This window comes from Amycolatopsis sp. NPDC021455 (assembly GCF_040640995.1).
Lineage (GTDB): Bacteria > Actinomycetota > Actinomycetes > Mycobacteriales > Pseudonocardiaceae > Amycolatopsis.
The window spans coordinates 137708-154426 of the sequence record NZ_JBFACT010000009.1 but is presented as its reverse complement, the minus strand read 5'-3'; the positions used below and the strand labels follow the sequence as shown (position 1 = coordinate 154426).

Below are 16719 nucleotides of genomic sequence, written 5' to 3'. Positions count from 1 at the left end.
CATAATCGGCGAGCCGGGTTGCTGCGTAACGGTTTGATGGTGGTCGCATTCACGTCGCTCGAGGATTTTTTGCGCAATCGCAGTGCTGAGCTATTGGATCACATAAGTAGGACTGTCGTTCAGTTTTCAACCTTACCAAAGTCTCTGCAGAGTTCGGCCACTATTGGAGCATTCAGATCAACGATACTCCAGGCGTCGCTAGCGAGTAAAGTTGGCGGCGATCCGGTCGCCCTTGTGCAGAAAGTTGCTGAGGCGGTGGCAAGTACTGGTACGGGGGCTCTTCAGTTGAGTCACTATACTTTTGGGTATAGCGGTTCGAATGTAACCGCAGACGAGGTCTCGTCGATTATGGGTGCGCTTCACATAGCTGATCCATGGGGAGAGATGTCGGATCTGGCGGCTCGCTGCGGATTTGGCGGCTTTCCTTTGCGGCAGGCTTATGAGACTCTCCAACGTAACAGGAATAACGCTGCACACGATGTAAGGGCGAGTATACAGCCGAGCGATCTGACGTCATTCTCAAACGACGCTCTGGCCATCGCCATGAGCTTCGACCTTCTCGCTAGCCGTGCGGCGAGGCTGCTAAACGAGGGCGATGTCAACTTCCTGAGTGGGAAAACAAAGTTGCAGGCGAGTATAGGTCTTCGTTTCATTAATCTGACTGGTGGGAAGTTTAGTGAAAAAAAGGAAGGCTCTGGGCGTGCTGTAAAAGTGAGTGATAATATCGACGTAGCGTGGAAACTGGCGATATCCAGGGCTGTGTCGAGTCGAGAAGCTGTTGTGAGACGAAATGCGATGGGTGTCCCGGTGGACTGGCGCAGTACGGACGTTCAATGAGTTCACTCTACTGATGCAATGGTTCATTTGTGGCGTGGCCATAAAACTTCGTATATTTTCGGGCAAGTGGTCACGTGAAATGTGGGCTCACACGCTTTTCGGTGGCGTGTTTGAGTCGCAGTCGAATTGATTCATGGATCACTAGGTCCTTCAATTTCGACGGATCAATCCAGAAGGCTTCTTTGCTTTCGCTGCTGGTGTGTAAGTTTCCGCCTGAAGCGATGGCGCGGAAACAAATCGAGAACTCTTGACGGACTTCGCCGTCGTCATAGGCGATGACATGCTTGGGGTCGGAGTAGAGGCCGATAATCCCTGTGACCTGGCACTCGATGCCCGTCTCCTCGCGAACCTCTCGGACTGTGGCCTCGGCTAGCGTCTCACCGAGTTCAAGCTGGCCGCCCGGTATGGAGTACAGGTCGTTGTCAGTGCGCCTGATCATCAGGATCCGGCCTTCGTCGTCCTGGATGAACGCCGACACTGCTACTGCGATGCTGTTGGCCTTGGGTGCGTTCGGGTCGTTGTAGTAGTCGACTCGGGTCATGCTGCCTCCCTAGAAGGTGGCGGGCTTGGCGAGGTTCCAGACTGACTCGAAGCTCTCCGAGTAGGTCTCGAAGAGGTCCCCGGCGGAGAGTCTCCGCAGGTGGAGGGACGGGGCGTGGGCTCCCTGGAACCCGTACACGTGCGTGTTAATGATCATCTCGTCGTCGAACCGGAATATCGAGTTGTAGAGCGTCGTGTTGTGGAAGCGCATCTCGACCCCGTCGACGCCGATCAGCGGCCGGTAGAACGCCAGGGCGTTGCGGATGCGCGCCGCAAGCGTTCCGTCGCCGAGCTGCTCTTCCTCACCGCGCAGCGCGACGCTGTCTCCCTCGGGGTCTCCGAACACGAGCCGGATCTTCGCGCCGGCCGCTGCCTTGGCTGTCAGGTCCTTGATGAACCGCGGGCGTTCCACCAGGAACAACGCCGCGTGTACCAGGATCTCGACAGTCTCCGATGCTTCCTTGATCAGCCGGTCCCAAAGCTCGACGGGGACGGCGTTGCGGTGCGGGAAGACCTGCACAAGCTCGGCGGCGGCCGTCTCGGCCTTGCGCTCCGGGGCGACGGAGTCCGGCCACAGGTAGGTCTCTGACTCGCGCGCCATAGCGGCGATCTTGTGCCGGTGCTTGGGGTAGGGCGTCCGGTTCTTGGTGATCCAGCGCTCGACGGTCTTCTGATCGACGCCGACGGCCTTGGCGACCTGTTCCAACGTCAGGCCGTTGCGCAGTAGCGCGTCACGCAGGCGTTCGTTCGGCATCGGCACCCCTTGGGACGTGTAGGGACGTCTTCGACGGTACCAGGGACGTCCCGAGATGTCCCGCCACGTGGTGATCACGTCCCGCCTTTTGGCGGAGTCTGGGTGTCAGGTTGCCGGGGCAGGCCCGGTGACCAGGACACCGAGGAGGTAGGCGTGACCAATGAAACCGCCGTCCGGCCGGCTGGCTTGGACAAGCGGGCGGTACCTCGCCGACGTGCGGCGTAGGCGCGGCGTGGCATGCGCGACACGGTTCAGATCCACGTCACGGCTGATCTGCCGATTCGTGTCAGGGCGCTGACCTACGCAAACCGCGCGGAAGTCCGGTTCGGCAAGGCGTTCCCGGTGGTCCTGCTCGTGGACTCCGACGCCATCGCCGTACTGCGGAGGGAACTGGACGAGGTGAGCGCGGCACTGGACGCCGCAGCGGCACGAGGCGGAGAACCGCCCGAAGAAACCAACTAACAGACGACACAAGGATGCAGCATGGCTATCGACAAGGGACACCGGTTCGGGATCGACTTCGACGACGCGTTTCCGCAGGGTTTGGTGATGGTGGGTGAGGTGTCGCCGGACAACGAGTACCAGTCGCGTGAGGACCGGGCCGCCAACCGCCCGGTGCGGCAGCGGGTCGACGAGGTGACGGGCAAGCGGCAGTGGAAGGTGATGGTCACCGACCCGGCGGAGACGCGGGCGAAGCGGGCGTCGTTCGAGATCACGCTTCTCGCTGACGTGCAGCCGGTGCCGACGACGTCGGAGGCGTTGCCGGGGATGCGGCCGATTGAGCTGGACGGGCTGACGGCGGAGCCGCGCGTGGCGGGGCAGGGTGAGTTCAAGTACCAGTCCTATGTGTTCCGTGCGACCGGGTTCAAGCAGGCCACCAGTAACGCGAAGCCGTCTCGGTCCGGTGGGGCCGGTGAGACGGCGAAGGCGGCGTGACAGGGATGGGCTTCCGCGAGCGGGTCGAGGCGTGGGAGCAGGCGTATCGGGACTACATGGCCGCCTGGGAGCACGGCCGTGCGGTGCTGTCGCCGGTGAGTGCGACGAACACGGCGAATGCTGCTCGGCGGGTGTCGCGGGCGTGGCACGAGCTGGCGCAGGTGCGTGGGTTGCCGTGGTGGTGTGTGGCGGCGTTGGAGTCGGCGGCCGAGGGGTTCGCCGACCTGGCCCGGGAATGGGAAGAACATGACGGCAACGTGGGACGGGTTGGGGCTGCGCTGGACAGTCGGCGTGGGTACCGAGGTGGCGGTGGAGGAGACCGGGACGGGCGCGTCGCATCCGCCGGTCCTGGTGCTGGCTGGTGGGCTGTGCGTGGTGACGCTGGTGCCGCCGGAGGACCAGACCGCCTGGGCGGGGTGCGCGGTGTTCCTTCGCCGGCTCCGCGATCACGCCGAGGACCTGGCGGCGCTGCTGGAAGCCCGCGCGGAGAGGCGTGATCGTGCGCTGGGGTGAGCCAAGGACGCTGCGGGACGCGCACGAGGTCGTGATGGACCGCCGGCCACCGAGCGACGCGAACCCGTCGGTGTGGCTGGCGTTCCGCCTCGGCAACGCGCGGCTGTATAAGGCGGTCGCGGACGTCGACCGGGGTCACCACCACGAGGCGCTGTACTGGGCCGGGTACGAGGAGCGGAAGGCGGGTGAGATCTCGGCGGACCTTCAGGCGGAAGGGACGCCTGCTGACTAGTCCCATGTAGACGAGCGAAAAGTCAACAGTATCAGCGAAAAACGCACGCAATGACGTGCGGCGATGAAACACGTCCTGATGCGGATGATCGTGATCCGTAAGGCGCAGAAGCGGAAACCGGCTACCAACCTTGCCGCTCCTGCGCTGTCCACAACCAGCGGAAGTGAACAATGACAACGCTAAACGACAACAACCGGCGGCCGTCAAAGGGGGTCACCCGAACGCGCTGCGCCTCCTGCAAACGATTCGCCAAACTCCTGCCCGGCGAGACTCAGTGCGCCCCCTGCTTGGGAATGCTGCCGCTGGATCTCCAGCCGATGCGGGGTGGTCGGTGATGTCTCTCGGCTTCGCGGTGGTGGCTCTGGCTGGACTGGGGCTCGGTGTGTGGGTGCTGCACAAGATCGGTCGTGCCCTGGCCTCGATTCTGGAAGCTTTGGCTGCGGCGGCGGTGGTGTTCGTTGCCCTGTGGTGGCTGTGCAAGGCGGTCGTGTGGATGCTCGCGCAGGTTGTGACGCGCTGGCGGACCAGCCTCGCCGTCGTCGCGGTCTACGCCTGGTGCGAACTGCTCGGCTGGCCGTCCCTGGTGCTCGCTCTGGGCAGCGTCGCGGCGCTTCTGGCCACCTGGTGGGCGATCGACGCTGTTTCGTTCGATCAGTGGTGCTGGCGGTTCCTGCGCTCGTGGTGGTCACGGTGGGCGGTGTACGGCCGGAAGCTGCCGGAGTGGCTGCACGCCTGCGGCCTGTCGGTGCGGGATGAGGCGCTGCCGGTGGTGGTGAATGTGAACCTCGTCGGCCGTCGACGCGCGCTGTCCCGATCGATGTCGAACCGGCCGAATGCGCGGCTGCCGAAGGTGCTCGGCGTGCGGTCGGGTGCGTCGTGGGATGAGGTGCGGGTGGAGCTGGTGGCCGGGCAGAAGCCGGAGGACTTCGACGACGCCGCTCGTGCCTTGGCCGTTGCGCGGAAGGTCGCTCGTTGCCAGGTCCGCGAGCTGGCGCCCAACGTAGTGTCGATTGACTTCCAGCGGCGTGACCTGCTCAGCGGCGGGGTGGCCGGTCCCCAGGTTCCGGACGGCGTCGACTCGACCGGCGTGGACCTGCGCAACGTCTGGGCCGGTCGGACCGAGTACGGCCGTGACTGGCGCGTTCCGTTGCTCGGCTCTGGCGCGCACTGCCTGACTGCCGGTGCGTCGGGTGCGGGCAAGACAGCGTCATGTGGTGCCCGCTGGTGGCGGCAGCCTCGGCGATCCGGGCCGGGGTGGTGCGTATGTCCGGGATCGACCCGAAGGGCATGGAACTGGCCTACGGGCGCGGGATCTTCTCCCGGTACGCGGTGGGCGGCAAGGACGCGGTCGAGTTGCTTGACGGCCTGGTGGAGGAGATGGAATCGCGCAAGCGCGCGTTCGCCGGTCGGCTGCGCACGATCCCGGTGTCGACGGAGTATCCGTTGGAGTTGCTGGAGTTCGATGAGATCGGCGCGCTGACCAAGTACACCGACCGCAAGACGCGTGAGGCCATTGTGGAGCGTGTCGCGCTGCTGACGACGCAGGGTCGGGCGCTGGGCATCTCGGTCCGTGGCTACGTGCAAGAGCCCACGAAGGACACCGTCCCGGTCCGGGAGCTGTTCACCCGGCGGGTGTGCCTGCGCGTGACGTCCAAGACGCATGTCGGGATGGTGCTGGGTGACGGGGCGTACGAGCGCGGGGCGTGGGCGAACCGGATCGGTGACTCGGAGGCCGGTGTCGGCTACGTGTGGGGCGAAGGCATCCGCGAGCCGCTGCGCATCCGTGCTGGGTGGGTCTCCGACTCCACGGTGAAGGCGCTGGAGGCGTATGTGACCAACGGGGGTGTCGCGGATCTGCGGCACGGCGGTGAGGGGGTGGCCGCGTGAACCGGCTGATGATCTTCCTCGACGCCATCCGCGACCACCTCGACTCCCACCAGCTGCCGCCGACCGCGACGGTCGACGTCAACGCCTGGTCGAGCCCGATCAAGGTCCAGCTCGACGCCGATGGCCTGTCCGAGATCGCCCGGGCGCTGATGGTGTGGGCGCACACGCTCGAGGACGTCTCGGCCCAGTTGTGGCGGCTGCGGGACGGGAGGTGGGTCCACCTGTCGATCACCGGCCGGACACCCTGCGGCATCCCCGTCCGCGTCTTCGGCGTGGTTCCGTTCGAGCCGAGCACGTTCCCCGACCTCCCGGCCGGGGCGAAGCAGGACATGCCCGTCTACCTGCTGCGTGGCTGGTCCTCGCCCGGGGAGGTGGCGGCCTGATGACCGAGACACGCGCGGAGCGGATGCGGACACCGCTCGCGGCTGACGTGATCCGGGCGACGGCGGAGAAGCACGGCGTCTGCGTCCGGCCCTTCACGATGGAAGTCGGCGACACCACGACCGGCGAACTCCGCTACGTCCCGGTGCCCTGCGGCTCCACCGTCGAGTCGGTGTGCTTGCCGTGCGCTCGGAAGGCGAAGGCGCTTCGGCAGGCCCAGTGCCGCGAGGGCTGGCACATGACCGAAGAACCCAACCTGACCGCCGAGCCGCCCTCGGACGATCACCAGGAGCTGCTGACCTACCGGGCGGACCTGGTCGCGGCCTATCGGGAGGTAGTCGAGCACGACCAGGCGGAGGCCGAGGAACTGCGGGAGGAGGTCGCCGGGGTCGACGCTGAACTTCGGCAACTCGGGATGCGGGGTCGCCTGCCCGCCCTCGACCTGCCAGCCAAGCGGGCCGTGAAGCGGTCGACCAAGCGGCGGCAGGACGCGCCGAACCTGCCTCGGCGCAAAGTCGCGAAGACCACCGTAGGGCGGGAGTACGCGGGGAAGTTCCGGCCGTCGATGTTCGTCACGCTGACCTGCGACACCTACGGCCCGGTCCGTGGCGACGGCTCACCGGTCGACCGGAGTCGATATGACTACCGGCGGGCGGCCCGGGACGCCGTGCACTTCTCCGCGCTGGTGGACAGGTGGTGGCAGAACCTCCGCCGTGTCGTCGGCTGGGACGCGCAGTACTTCGCCACGGTCGAGCCCCAACGTCGGGCCGCTCCGCACCTGCACGCCGCGATCCGGGGCTCGGTGCCGCATGACGTGATCCGTCAGGTCACCGAGGCCACCTACCACCAGGTCTGGTGGCCGGCGCACGACGAGATCGTCTACGCCGATCGCCTTCCGGTCTGGGACGGCCCGGACACCGGGTTCGTTGATCCGGAGACGCCGTCAGCCGCTGGCCCGGTGGGACGACGCGGTGGAGGCGGTCGAGCGTCCGGCGCATGTCGTCCGGTTCGGTAGGCAGGTTCATTCGAAGGGCATCCTCGGTGGCACTGAGGAGGCCGGCCGTCACATCGGCTATCTGACGAAGTACTTGACCAAGTCAACGGGTGAGGTGGTCGAGGCGGACAGCGCGGCGCAGGCCGATCACCACGACCGGCTACATGCCGAGCTGTCGGTCACGCCGTGTTCGCCGCGCTGCGCGGTTTGGCTGCTCTACGGCGTCCAGCCCAAGGGCGTCACCGGCAAGACCACGCCGGGGCACTGCAAGGGCCGGGCTCACCGCCGGACCACGCTCGGGCTGCCCGGCCGTCGGGTCCTGGTCTCGCGGAAGTGGTCGGGCAAGACGCTCGTGGACCACAAGGCCGACCGGCGGGCCTTTGTGCTGCAGGCGCTCGCGGCGGTCGGGATCGAGAAGCCGGAGGCCGACCGGTCTCAGCAGGTGTGGCGGAAGGTCGAGCCCGGAGATTCGCAAGTTCCGCCCCGGCCTCACCTGGTGATGCGGGCGATCGCGGAACGGATCACGTGGAAGGCCGAGTACGACCGGGCGCTACTCGCGGCTGAGAGACCTCCAGAAACTTCGGCAACTGGACTCGCGGCCTGATCAAAGGGGGAGCAATGAACAACATCAGCAACATCGATCGGCTCTGGACCGTCGAGGACGTCTCCGACTACCTCGGGGTCCCGGTGAAGACGCTCTACCAGTGGAAATGGCGCGGCGAGGGCCCGCCGGTGAAGAAGATCGGCCGGCACCTGCGCTATGACCCGGCCAAGCTGCGCGCCTGGGTCGACGCGGAGGCGGCCTGATGGGGCACATTCAAGACCGTTGGTTTCGCCCCGCGCGGGATGCGGTGACCGGGAAGGTCATCCTCAACGCGCGGGGCAAGCCCGTCATGGAACGGTCCGAGTTGTACGGCATCGGGCTGCGGTACAAGGTCCGCTACCTCGACCCGGACAACAACGAACGTTCGAAGTCGTTCGCGGACAAGCAGAAGAAGCGCGCTGAGGACTTCCTCATCGGCGTCGAGTCCGACAAGCGCGAAGACAAGTACATCGATCCGCGAGCCTCTATGACGACGTTTCGCCAGCAGGCGGAGAGCTGGTTGAAGGGCCAGTCTCCGGACCCGGGCACGCGGTCGACCATCCTCAGTCGGCTCGAAAGTCAGATCTACCCGGTCTTCGAGACCAAGAAGGTGGGGCAGATCAAGCCGTCGACCATTCGTGACTGGGTCGGCTCGATGGAAGAGCGGAAGCTCTCGGACAACTACCAGGCGGTCTTGTTCAACACCGTCTCGGGCGTGATGGATTCGGCCGTAGACGACCGCCGGATCCGTGAGAATCCGTGCCACGCGAAGACCGTGCGGCGACCGGTCGCGAGTAGCCCGCCGATCGTCGTTTGGCCGGAGGAACGCGTTCAGGCGGTGCGGTCGGGGCTCGCGGAACGGTTCAAGATCGCCGTGCCGCTCGGTGCCGGGTTCGGTCTGCGACAGGGTGAGATTCTGGGCTTCTCGCCGGACGACGTTGACCGAACGGCTATGACCGTGCGGATTCGTCGACAGATCAAGACGGTCAGAGGCGTGATGATGTTTGCGCTCCCCAAGCGGGGCAAGGAGCGGACCATCCCGCTGTCGGCCGCCATGCTGGCCGAGATCGACGACCACGAGGACCGGTTCCCGTCCGTAGCCGTCACGCTGCCCTGGCAGAGCGCTGACGGTGACCCGGTGACGGCACGGCTGCTGATGACCGGGGAAGGTGGCCGGCTGTACTCCGGGGACCTATTCACTAAGGTTGTCTGGCACGGAGCGTTCCGGGCTGCCGGGGTCAAGTACCGAGGTCGCGCGGACGGGATGCACGCGCTCCGTCACTTCTATGCCTCGACGCTCCTGGCCCGTGCGGTCTCGATCGCGGAGCTGGCCGACTACCTTGGGCACGCGGACCCGGGCTTCACGCTCCGGACGTACACGCACCTGGTCCCGTCGAGCCACCAACGGGCGCGCGAGGCCGTCGACGCGGTGTTCGGACGGCCTGCCTTCGATGACGGCCTGGAGGCGGCCTGATCATGAAACCCCCTTCCCGCCGACGCGAAAGCCGCCCGGTCGCAGAGCCCCGAGAAGGGCAAGCGACCGGGCGGCTTTCCGTTACACCACAACTACTTCAGTTCGGCGGAGGACTTCCCAAGGATCCGGCGAGCCACGATCAGCTGCTGAATCTGCTGCGTGCCTTCGAAGATGTCCAGAATCTTCGCGTCCCGTGCCCACTTCTCGAGGAGGGACTCCTCGCCGTAAGCGCCCGTTAACTCGACGCACTTCAGGGTGATGTCGACGACCGAGCGTCCCGCCTTCGCCTTCGCCATCGACGCCTGCAGCGAGTTCGGCTTGCGGTTGTCCGCCATCCACGCCGATTCCAGCGTCAGCAGGTACGCCGACTCGTAGTCCGCTTCCAGGCGGAGGTACTCCGCGGCCGCCGCGTGCTGGGCGTTCGCCGGGCGGTCGTAGTCGATCTCCACTCCGGCTTCGGACAGGATCCGCTTGGTCTCCTCCAGCGCCGCGCGGGCCACGCCGATCGCCATCGCCGCCACCAGTGGCCGGGTGTTGTCGAACGTCTGCATGACGCCCGCGAAACCCTTGGCCGTGTCGATCTCCGGGGTGCCCAGGAGGTTCTCCTTGGGCACGCGGCAGTTCTCGAAGCGCAGCACCGCCGTGTCGGAGGCGCGGATGCCGAGCTTGTGCTCGACGCGCACCACCTCGAAGCCCGGCGTGCCCTTCTCCACCACGAACGACTTGATCGCCGCGCGGCCCTTGGTCTTGTCCAGGGTCGCCCACACGACCACCGCGTCGGCGCGCTCGCCGGACGTCACGAAGATCTTCTCGCCGTTGAGGACGTAGTGGTCGCCGTCCAGGCGGGCGGTCGCCGTGATGGCCGCCGAGTCCGAGCCGCAGGACGGCTCGGTGATCGCCATCGCCGCCCACATGCCGGAGAAGCGTTCGAGCTGCTCGTCCGTGGCGACCGAGCCGATCGCCGCGTTGCCGAGGCCCTGGCGCGGCATCGACAGCAGCAGGCCGACGTCACCCCAGCACATCTCGATCGTGCCGAGGACGACGTTCAGGTTGGCGCCGTTGCGGTTGCCCTTTTCGTTCTCATCCTTCGAACGGCGCACGCCGGCCGCGCCCGCGCCGCCCTCGCCGGAGGAGTTGAGCCCGTCCAGCAGCGCCGCGAACATGTCCAGCTCGGCCGGGTACGTGTGCTCCGCGCGGTCGTACTTGCGCGAGATCGGCCGGAACACCTCGGCCGCGGCCTGGTACGCCTGGTTGATCAGGGCGCCGGCCTTCTTGGGGACTTCCAGGTTAATCATCGTTAACTTGCCTTTCCGAAAGCCTAGAGAAGGACGGCGCCTTCCATGACGCCGATGGCGCGCAGGTCGCGGTACCAGCGCTCGACCGGGTGCTCCTTGACGAAGCCGTGCCCGCCGAGCAGCTGCACGCCCGCGCTGCCGATCTGCATGCCCTTGTCCACGGCCAGCTTCCGCGCCAGCGCGACCTCGCGGGCGTAGGGCTTGCCCTGTTCGGCCCGCGCCGCGGCGCGCAGTGTGACCAGCCGCAGGCCCTCCAGCTCGATCGCGATGTCGGCCACGGAGAACGCCACCGCCTGCCGGTGGCTGATCGGCTCGCCGAACGCCGTCCGCTCGTTGACGTAAGGGACGACGTAGTCGAGGACGGCCTTCGCGGTGCCCGCGGCCAGCGCCGCCCAGCCCAGCCGCGACAGCCGGACCGCCTCGGTGAAGACGTCGGGCTTGCCGCCGCCGAGCAGCGCGCCCGCGGGCAGGTTGGCGCTCGAAAGGTGCAGCTTGCCGGTCGCGGCGCCGCGCAGGCCCATCGCGGGCTCGCTCTCGATGGAGACGCCGGCGTTCGACGACTCGACGAGGAACAGCGCCGGGCCGCGGCCTTCGAGGTCGGCCGACACGATGAACAGCTCGGCCGCCGCCGCGCGCGGCACCAGCGACTTCACGCCGTCGAGCTGGTAGCCCTTCGGCGTGCGACGTGCCTTCGTCGCGGGCTTGAAGGGGTCGTAGAGCGCTTTCTGCTCCTGCAGCGCCAGCGCCGCGGCCGGGACGTGCTCGCCGGTGAACGCGGGCAGGTAGTCGGCCTGCTGCTGCTCGTCGCCCCAGCTGACCAGCGCGGTGCTCACCGCGGACGGCGCGAGCACGGCCACGGCCAGGCCGAGGTCGCCGTGAGCAAGCGCTTCCGCGACGAGCGCGTTGGTGACCACCGAGCGTTCGGTGCCGATGCCGCCGAGCTCCTCCGGGATGCCGACCAGGCTGATGCCCAGCTCGGCGGACCGGCTCAGCAGGCCCTCGGGTGCTTCGAGCTTGGCGTCGGCGTCCGCGGCGGCCGGCCGCAGCTGCTCGGCGGCGAACTCCGTCACCGTCTCGACGATGAGCTGCTGGTCCTCGGTCGGCGTGAGGTCGAACAGCCCGGTGTCCGCGGACGGCGCCAGCCGGGCGGGCTTGCCCAGCTTCTGCACCGACTTGAACGACCGGGTAGCCGCGCCGGCGACGCGGAAGCCGTTGCGGGTCCCCGCGGTGACCAGGCCTTCGAGGGGCTTGCGCAGCCCGGCTCGCTCGACGACCTTGCTCCCGGCCAGCCGGGTCAGCGCGGACAGGCCCCAGCCCATCGCGTCCCGTTTCCTTGGCGCAGCCATGTGGCCCTCCATCCCGTTACCTACTCGCCAGTAGGTTAACCCGGGGCCGGGGATAGCGCCAGTGCGGGGTCCGTCACGCGTGCGCTTTGTGCACCTGCCTGCGCCATTCCGCGAACCGAAGCCGTTCGAAGGTGACAAGCCCGAGCACGAGCCCGGCGACGATCAGCAGCAGCGCGGCCGCGGGCACGTGTTCCAGCAGCGGCGTCGCCGCGACGAGCAGGACGCCGACCACCAGCCGCTGGACGTTCCAGCTGCCGAGGTTGCGCTTGCGCAGGGAGCTCAGGGCGATGAGGTAGAGCGCGAGGCCGCCGGTCAGCGTCCAGATCGGCACGCCGTGCACAGCCTCGCCGGGCGTGTGGTTCTCGGTGTCGGCGATGTAGAGGAACGCCTTCTTCAGCCCGAGGGCGACGAGCACGATCCCGGCGATCAGCGGCAGGTGCAGGAAGGTGTAGCTGTCGGTGGCGAGCTTGGTGCGCTCGACGCCGGTGGCCTGGGTCAGCCGGTGCTCGGACACCCGCGCGACGACGTCGAAGTACGTCCACCACATCCCGGCGGCCAGCGCGAGCCCGCACACGGCGGCCCCGGCGACCAGCCACGACATCGGCAGCGCGCCGATCCCGATGCCGATGGCGACGATCGACTCGCCGAGCGCGATGATCACGATGAGCCCGAACCGCTCGGCGAAGTGCGCGGGCGAGTTCAGCCGCCAGCCGTCGGGCCCGGTGAGGTAGACGTTGAGGTAGTCGACGAGGAGCGCGACGACCCACAGCCCCAGCTGCCACGGCCCGCCGAGGAAGGCGGCGACCGCGAGCAGCACGACACTGGGCGTCACGCCGACGAACATCTTGAGCAGCACCCGCCGCAACCCGGGGTCGTGTTTCGCGGCGCCGAGGTAGGCGACGAGGTGCAGCAGCCGCACGAGCGCGTAGCAGGCGACGAACAGCGCGGGCGCGTACAACCCTCCGGGGTGGTCGACGAAGGCCTCGGGAATGGTCAGCGACACCAGGAACATCACGGCCATGGCCCCGAACATGGCGAGCCGCGCGATCCCGTGGTCGACGTGGATGGTGTTCCCGAGCCAGGCATAGGAGCACCAGCACCACCACAGGACGGCGAGCATGGCCAGCCCCTGCCCGACACCGGTGGGACTCAGGTGGTCGGCCATCAGCTGGGTGGTCTGGGTGATGGCGTAGACGAAGACCAGGTCGAAGAAGAGCTCGATGGTCGAGACGCGGTGGTCTTCATCCGCGCTGACCAGGTGCAGGCGTGTCGTGGGCACGCCGAATTATGGACGAAAGCCGGCCGGGGAGCTCCGGATTTCCGGTAACGCCCTGCGCGAACATGGCCGAGCGTGCATGGGTCTGGGACAATGGGCCCGGGACGTGGGGAGGTGGGCCGTGCATTCCTATCCGGCCGCGCTGCACCGGACGATCATGGCCGTGGACGTCGCCGGGTACAACAACCCGAGCAGAACCATGGCCCACTTGCGCGAGGTGCACGACGGACTTTGGCGGGTCCTGCGCACGAGCTTCGCCGAAACGGGCATCCCGTGGGACGCGTGCTTCGTCGAGAACACCGGCGACGGCGCCATGATCCTGCTGCCTCCCGAGATCGCCAAGGCGGACCTCGTCGCCGAGTTCCCCGACCGGATGCGGGACGAGCTTCGACGGTACAACCACGTCCACGCGGCCGAGGCTCAGGTGCAGCTCCGGCTGGCCCTGCACGCCGGCGAAGTGGCCGAAGGCAGTCACGGCAAGGTCAGCAAGGCGGTGAGCGCGACGTTCCGCATGCTCGACGCGCCCGAGGCCAAGGCAGCGCAGAAGGAGTCGAAGGCGGACCTCGCGCTGATCACCTCGGACCTGATCTACGAGGACGTCGTCTCCCAGGACCCGGCCGCCGATCCGCGGTCCTACCGCCGGATCCCGGTGAAGGTCAAGGTGGGGGAGCACGCCGCGTGGGCGTGGCTGCGTCTCTTGGGTGCCCCGCTCGCCGCGATCGCCGTGTCGGCGACGGCGCCGGCCGTCGAACGAGCGGACCGGCCGCTCCCGTTCACGGCTTTGGTCGAGGCGCTGCTGGCGATCACGTGCGTGCGGAACGCGGAAAGCCGCCGGCTCCTGCTGGAGATGTTTTCCCGCCGCGAGATCGCGGACGCGGTGCCGCACCAGGCGGAAGACCGCTTGCACGTGATCGAATTGGCGCGCACGTGCGAGCGTTACGACGGCGGTCTGGAGGAATTGCTCGCCACGGTGCGCATGCTGGATCCGGCGTCGCCGCAGGTCGAGAAGCTCGGCGCGGTGATCGCGAGTCGCTCGGCGTATGGAGTTCGTTAGCAGTTGTCCGCCTTTTGCCCCTTTTCGCGGTGCACCGGATAGGTAGACTCGCGATCTTCGGGGCACTTCGCGGGGGCGGGAGGTGGTACGCCGGTGTCGACAACGCAAGGGCGCCCCCAAATCGGCATAGCGATTCGCCGGGCACTCGTCGACGTGCTGGTGGTCGCCGGTTTCGCCGATGACAAGTCGATCCGCACATTGATGGTCGCGGAGCTCCGGAGAGCGCTGGACAATCCGTTCACCGTGCCGGATCAGCTGGCGCCGCGAGCACAGCTGATCGAAATCGTCAACGGGTGCAGCGGGATCGAAGAAGGCCTGCCGGTACTGGCCGATGTCCTGGAGTTCCTCCGGCCGGGTACGAAGGAATGCACGGAGTTCCGCGCTTTGGTGGATTCCCTGCCATTGCGGGATGTGGTACCGGAGGCGGACCAGGAGCGATTCCGCCGCCAGCTCGAAGGATTCTCGCCACCGGGGCTCCGGGCCGCCGTTCGCCGCGCCGCCCGGTATGTCGTGCCGGCACCGCAGTACGCGGACGCCGCCGAAGCCTTCTTCGGCCTTGCGGACTTCAATGCCGCCCCGGGGGAGCTGCCGCCGGTCGTGGCCTTCGCCGAGCTGATCGCGGCGGAGTGTGACGACCGGCTGGCCGTGCAGCTCCGGCAATGGGCTGAAGGACAGGCGAACCACCTTCGGCTCGACGATGCGCTGCGGGAGCTTCGGGCCCACGTCACGCCGTCGGCGTCGGGGCGGCTGCACTTGACCATCATGATCAGTCCCGACCCCGTCGAAGAGGATCTCTACGAGGTTTCGCACTGGCGGCAGGACGATCCCGCCGAGTGGCCGCCACCTCGGGGGGAAACCGTTTGGACGACGTCGGCCGGGCTCGAGGACGAAGTGGCGAAAACGATCTCGGCGGCGGAAGAGGCGTGGTCGACACGCGATGCCGAAGCCGTTCTCGAGTTCGTGCTTCCGCGCGTGCTGTTGGACCTTCCGGTGCACACGTGGAACACGCAGCGTGACATCGGAGAGCCGCAACCGCTGTACATGACATATCCGACGGTTATTCGTTCACTGGAACGGATGAGTTCGCGGCGTTCGCACCGAGTTTGGCGCCGGAGATGGGCGGCCTGGAGCGAGGAGCCGTCGTTCGAGCGCGTGTATTTCTGCAACCGCGAGGACACCGAAGATCGTCATCGCCTCGACGCGATTCTCAGTGACGAGCGGTGGCTCATGGCCGTTCTGACGCAGACGCCGCCGGTGAGCCCGATTCCGGGGCGCGACGAGCTTTTCGCCGCATTGCGCGCCGGACTGCCCGTGATCGTTTGGCACCCCACGGTCTCTTCGGAAGTCGTGCGCGAGGTGGTAGCCTGGTTGGCCGGTAGTGGTGATTTGGGGAATTTGCCAGCACTGACCCGCAAGCACCGTCTCGATGCACTGGGAAATCGGTCGTCGTCTCCGGATGGCGGCGTCATAGGGGATTTGGTGGTGCTATGGGACGACCCGAGCCGCACGCTCCCCCTCGGCGATGGCGGAAGAGGCCCGGCCGGGGGAGGAGGTGCCGATGAGCACGACCGAGCTTCCTGATCGCACGCCGGAGTGGTGGATCTACCGGGGCACCGGACACCCCCTGCAGGACACGCACCTGGCCGATCGGCTGCCCCCGCCGCCGCCGTGGCGTGACTTCCGGCGGGACGGCGAACCGCTCGCCGCCGACGTGCCGCAGGACGACGCGGAGACCGACCGGCGCCTGGGCGTGGAACTGAGCTTCACCGCCGGGCACGCCAACCGCGCCGAAGTCGACATGGTCAACGCCGCCCTGTACCTGCGCCGTCCCCTCCTGGTGACCGGGAAACCCGGCAGCGGCAAGTCGAGCCTGGCCTACCGGATCTCCCGCGAGCTGCGCCTCGGCCGGGTGCTCCGGTGGTCGATCACTTCGCAGACGACCCTGCAGTCCGGGTTGTACGACTACGACGCCATCGGACGGGTGCAGGCGTCGGCCGCGCGCCGCGCCGGCCCGGTGGAGAGCGGGGCGGCGGAGCCGCCGATCGGCGACTTCGTCCGGTTGCGCGAGCTGGGAACCGCGTTCCTGCCGCGCCGCCTGCCGCGGGTCCTCCTGGTGGACGAGCTCGACAAGGCCGAATCCGATCTGCCCCACGACCTGCTCTCGATCTTCGAGGACGGCGAGTTCCTCATCCCCGAGCTGGCCCGGGACGCCCGCCAGTCGCCGGTGGCCGAGGTGTTCACGGCCGATCCCGGCTACACCGCCGAGATCGAGAACGGCGTCGTCCGCTGTTCGGCGTTCCCCGTCGTCGTCATCACCAGCAACGGGGAGCGGGACTTCCCACCCGCTTTCCTGCGCCGCTGCCTGCGCCTGGAGATGAAGGACCCGAGCCCGGCGCAGCTCGCCGCCATCGTCGCCGCGCACGCACTCGACCCGCGGCAGCGGGGAGTGCTCATCGAGGACTTCGTCGCGCGGCGCGCGGCGCTCGGTGGCCTGCCGGCGGACAAGCTGCTCGACGCGATCTTCCTGGCGACCTCCGGCGCCTACCAGCCCGACGATCCCGGCTGGCCGTCGTTGGTCGAGGCGCTGTGGCAGCAGCTGAACCAGCAGGGCCACTGA

Annotated in this window: 16 protein-coding genes and 2 pseudogenes; 13 read left to right on the top strand and 5 right to left on the bottom strand. The window is 67.5% G+C overall.

The features are described 5' to 3' along the window. Positions 1-36: 36 nt before the first annotated feature. Entirely contained in the window at positions 37-837 is an 801-nt protein-coding gene (locus AB0G28_RS15105; RefSeq protein ID WP_361088441.1) for a hypothetical protein, read from the top strand. Positions 838-907: 70 nt separating this feature from the next. Here AB0G28_RS15105 and AB0G28_RS15100 read toward each other — a convergent pair whose 3' ends face one another. Both AB0G28_RS15100 and AB0G28_RS15095 read right to left on the bottom strand, forming a co-directional pair. Further along, entirely contained in the window at positions 908-1378 is a 471-nt protein-coding gene (locus tag AB0G28_RS15100) for an NUDIX domain-containing protein (protein WP_361088438.1), read from the bottom strand. A 9-nt stretch (positions 1379-1387) separates the two neighbouring features. Further along, a complete protein-coding gene (locus tag AB0G28_RS15095; RefSeq protein WP_354813184.1) occupies positions 1388-2131 on the bottom strand; it encodes a DUF5919 domain-containing protein in 744 nt (247 codons plus the stop codon). 237 nt (positions 2132-2368) lie between these two features. Here AB0G28_RS15095 and AB0G28_RS15090 point away from each other — a divergent pair, with 237 nt between their 5' ends. The 9 genes and pseudogenes from AB0G28_RS15090 to AB0G28_RS15050 all read left to right on the top strand — a co-directional run bounded on the left by AB0G28_RS15090 (position 2369) and on the right by AB0G28_RS15050 (position 9131). Then, positions 2369-2593 carry a hypothetical protein gene (locus AB0G28_RS15090; protein WP_072476542.1) on the top strand — a complete coding sequence of 75 codons (225 nt, stop codon included), beginning with the start codon at positions 2369-2371 and terminating at the stop codon, positions 2591-2593. Between the two features lie 21 nt (positions 2594-2614). Beyond that, a complete protein-coding gene (locus AB0G28_RS15085) occupies positions 2615-3067 on the top strand; it encodes a hypothetical protein (RefSeq protein ID WP_361088434.1) in 453 nt (150 codons plus the stop codon). Between the two features lie 246 nt (positions 3068-3313). Further along, positions 3314-3580, top strand: a complete 267-nt coding sequence (locus AB0G28_RS15080; protein WP_361088431.1) for a hypothetical protein — start codon at positions 3314-3316, stop codon at positions 3578-3580. Further along, complete coding sequence (locus AB0G28_RS15075) at positions 3561-3812, top strand: AMED_5909 family protein (protein WP_361088429.1); 252 nt, start codon at positions 3561-3563, stop codon at positions 3810-3812. The genes AB0G28_RS15080 and AB0G28_RS15075 overlap by 20 nt, the downstream gene beginning before the upstream one ends. 334 nt (positions 3813-4146) lie before the next feature. Further along, positions 4147-5699, top strand: a pseudogene (locus tag AB0G28_RS15070) (FtsK/SpoIIIE domain-containing protein). Further along, entirely contained in the window at positions 5696-6082 is a 387-nt protein-coding gene (locus AB0G28_RS15065; RefSeq protein ID WP_361088426.1) for a hypothetical protein, read from the top strand. Before AB0G28_RS15070 ends, AB0G28_RS15065 begins: the two are co-directional and overlap by 4 nt. Next, positions 6082-7678: pseudogene (locus AB0G28_RS15060) on the top strand (replication initiator). Before AB0G28_RS15065 ends, AB0G28_RS15060 begins: the two are co-directional and overlap by 1 nt. A gap of 14 nt (positions 7679-7692) precedes the next feature. Beyond that, complete coding sequence (locus AB0G28_RS15055; protein ID WP_176175096.1) at positions 7693-7881, top strand: helix-turn-helix domain-containing protein; 189 nt, start codon at positions 7693-7695, stop codon at positions 7879-7881. 44 nt (positions 7882-7925) lie between these two features. Then, the gene (locus AB0G28_RS15050) at positions 7926-9131 is read left to right on the top strand and encodes a site-specific integrase (protein WP_361088421.1); all 1206 of its coding nucleotides are present in this window, start codon (positions 7926-7928) and stop codon (positions 9129-9131) included. Positions 9132-9223: 92 nt separating this feature from the next. On the opposite strand, the gene AB0G28_RS15045 is transcribed toward AB0G28_RS15050, so the two are convergent. From AB0G28_RS15045 to AB0G28_RS15035, 3 genes are all read right to left on the bottom strand, one after another. After that, positions 9224-10426 carry an acyl-CoA dehydrogenase family protein gene (locus AB0G28_RS15045; protein WP_361088418.1) on the bottom strand — a complete coding sequence of 401 codons (1203 nt, stop codon included), beginning with the start codon at positions 10424-10426 and terminating at the stop codon, positions 9224-9226. 23 nt (positions 10427-10449) lie between these two features. Further along, positions 10450-11745 (bottom strand): acyl-CoA dehydrogenase family protein, encoded by a 1296-nt coding sequence (locus AB0G28_RS15040; protein ID WP_361088566.1) that lies wholly within the window; start codon positions 11743-11745, stop codon positions 10450-10452. A gap of 100 nt (positions 11746-11845) precedes the next feature. Beyond that, on the bottom strand, positions 11846-13051 hold the full coding sequence (locus tag AB0G28_RS15035; RefSeq protein WP_361088416.1) for a low temperature requirement protein A: 1206 nt from the start codon (positions 13049-13051) through the stop codon (positions 11846-11848). Positions 13052-13169: 118 nt separating this feature from the next. Here AB0G28_RS15035 and AB0G28_RS15030 point away from each other — a divergent pair, with 118 nt between their 5' ends. The 3 genes from AB0G28_RS15030 to AB0G28_RS15020 all read left to right on the top strand — a co-directional run bounded on the left by AB0G28_RS15030 (position 13170) and on the right by AB0G28_RS15020 (position 16719). Then, positions 13170-14102 (top strand): hypothetical protein, encoded by a 933-nt coding sequence (locus AB0G28_RS15030; RefSeq protein WP_361088413.1) that lies wholly within the window; start codon positions 13170-13172, stop codon positions 14100-14102. A 93-nt stretch (positions 14103-14195) separates the two neighbouring features. Beyond that, positions 14196-15683 (top strand): hypothetical protein, encoded by a 1488-nt coding sequence (locus AB0G28_RS15025; protein ID WP_361088410.1) that lies wholly within the window; start codon positions 14196-14198, stop codon positions 15681-15683. Next, a complete protein-coding gene (locus tag AB0G28_RS15020; protein WP_361088407.1) occupies positions 15661-16719 on the top strand; it encodes an AAA family ATPase in 1059 nt (352 codons plus the stop codon). Before AB0G28_RS15025 ends, AB0G28_RS15020 begins: the two co-directional genes overlap by 23 nt.

What these genes read in the sequence shown, in the direction of transcription:
- AB0G28_RS15105 (WP_361088441.1), top strand. Translation starts at nt 37, where the DNA reads ATGGTGGTCGCATTCACGTCGCTCGAGGATTTTTTGCGCAATCGCAGT.
- AB0G28_RS15090 (WP_072476542.1), top strand. Translation starts at nt 2,369, where the DNA reads ATGCGCGACACGGTTCAGATCCACGTCACGGCTGATCTGCCGATTCGT.
- AB0G28_RS15080 (WP_361088431.1), top strand. Translation starts at nt 3,314, where the DNA reads ATGACGGCAACGTGGGACGGGTTGGGGCTGCGCTGGACAGTCGGCGTG.
- AB0G28_RS15055 (WP_176175096.1), top strand. Translation starts at nt 7,693, where the DNA reads ATGAACAACATCAGCAACATCGATCGGCTCTGGACCGTCGAGGACGTC.
- AB0G28_RS15100 (WP_361088438.1), bottom strand. Translation starts at nt 1,378, where the DNA reads ATGACCCGAGTCGACTACTACAACGACCCGAACGCACCCAAGGCCAAC.
- AB0G28_RS15020 (WP_361088407.1), top strand. Translation starts at nt 15,661, where the DNA reads ATGAGCACGACCGAGCTTCCTGATCGCACGCCGGAGTGGTGGATCTAC.
- AB0G28_RS15085 (WP_361088434.1), top strand. Translation starts at nt 2,615, where the DNA reads ATGGCTATCGACAAGGGACACCGGTTCGGGATCGACTTCGACGACGCG.
- AB0G28_RS15040 (WP_361088566.1), bottom strand. Translation starts at nt 11,745, where the DNA reads ATGGGCTGGGGCCTGTCCGCGCTGACCCGGCTGGCCGGGAGCAAGGTC.
- AB0G28_RS15045 (WP_361088418.1), bottom strand. Translation starts at nt 10,426, where the DNA reads ATGATTAACCTGGAAGTCCCCAAGAAGGCCGGCGCCCTGATCAACCAG.
- AB0G28_RS15095 (WP_354813184.1), bottom strand. Translation starts at nt 2,131, where the DNA reads ATGCCGAACGAACGCCTGCGTGACGCGCTACTGCGCAACGGCCTGACG.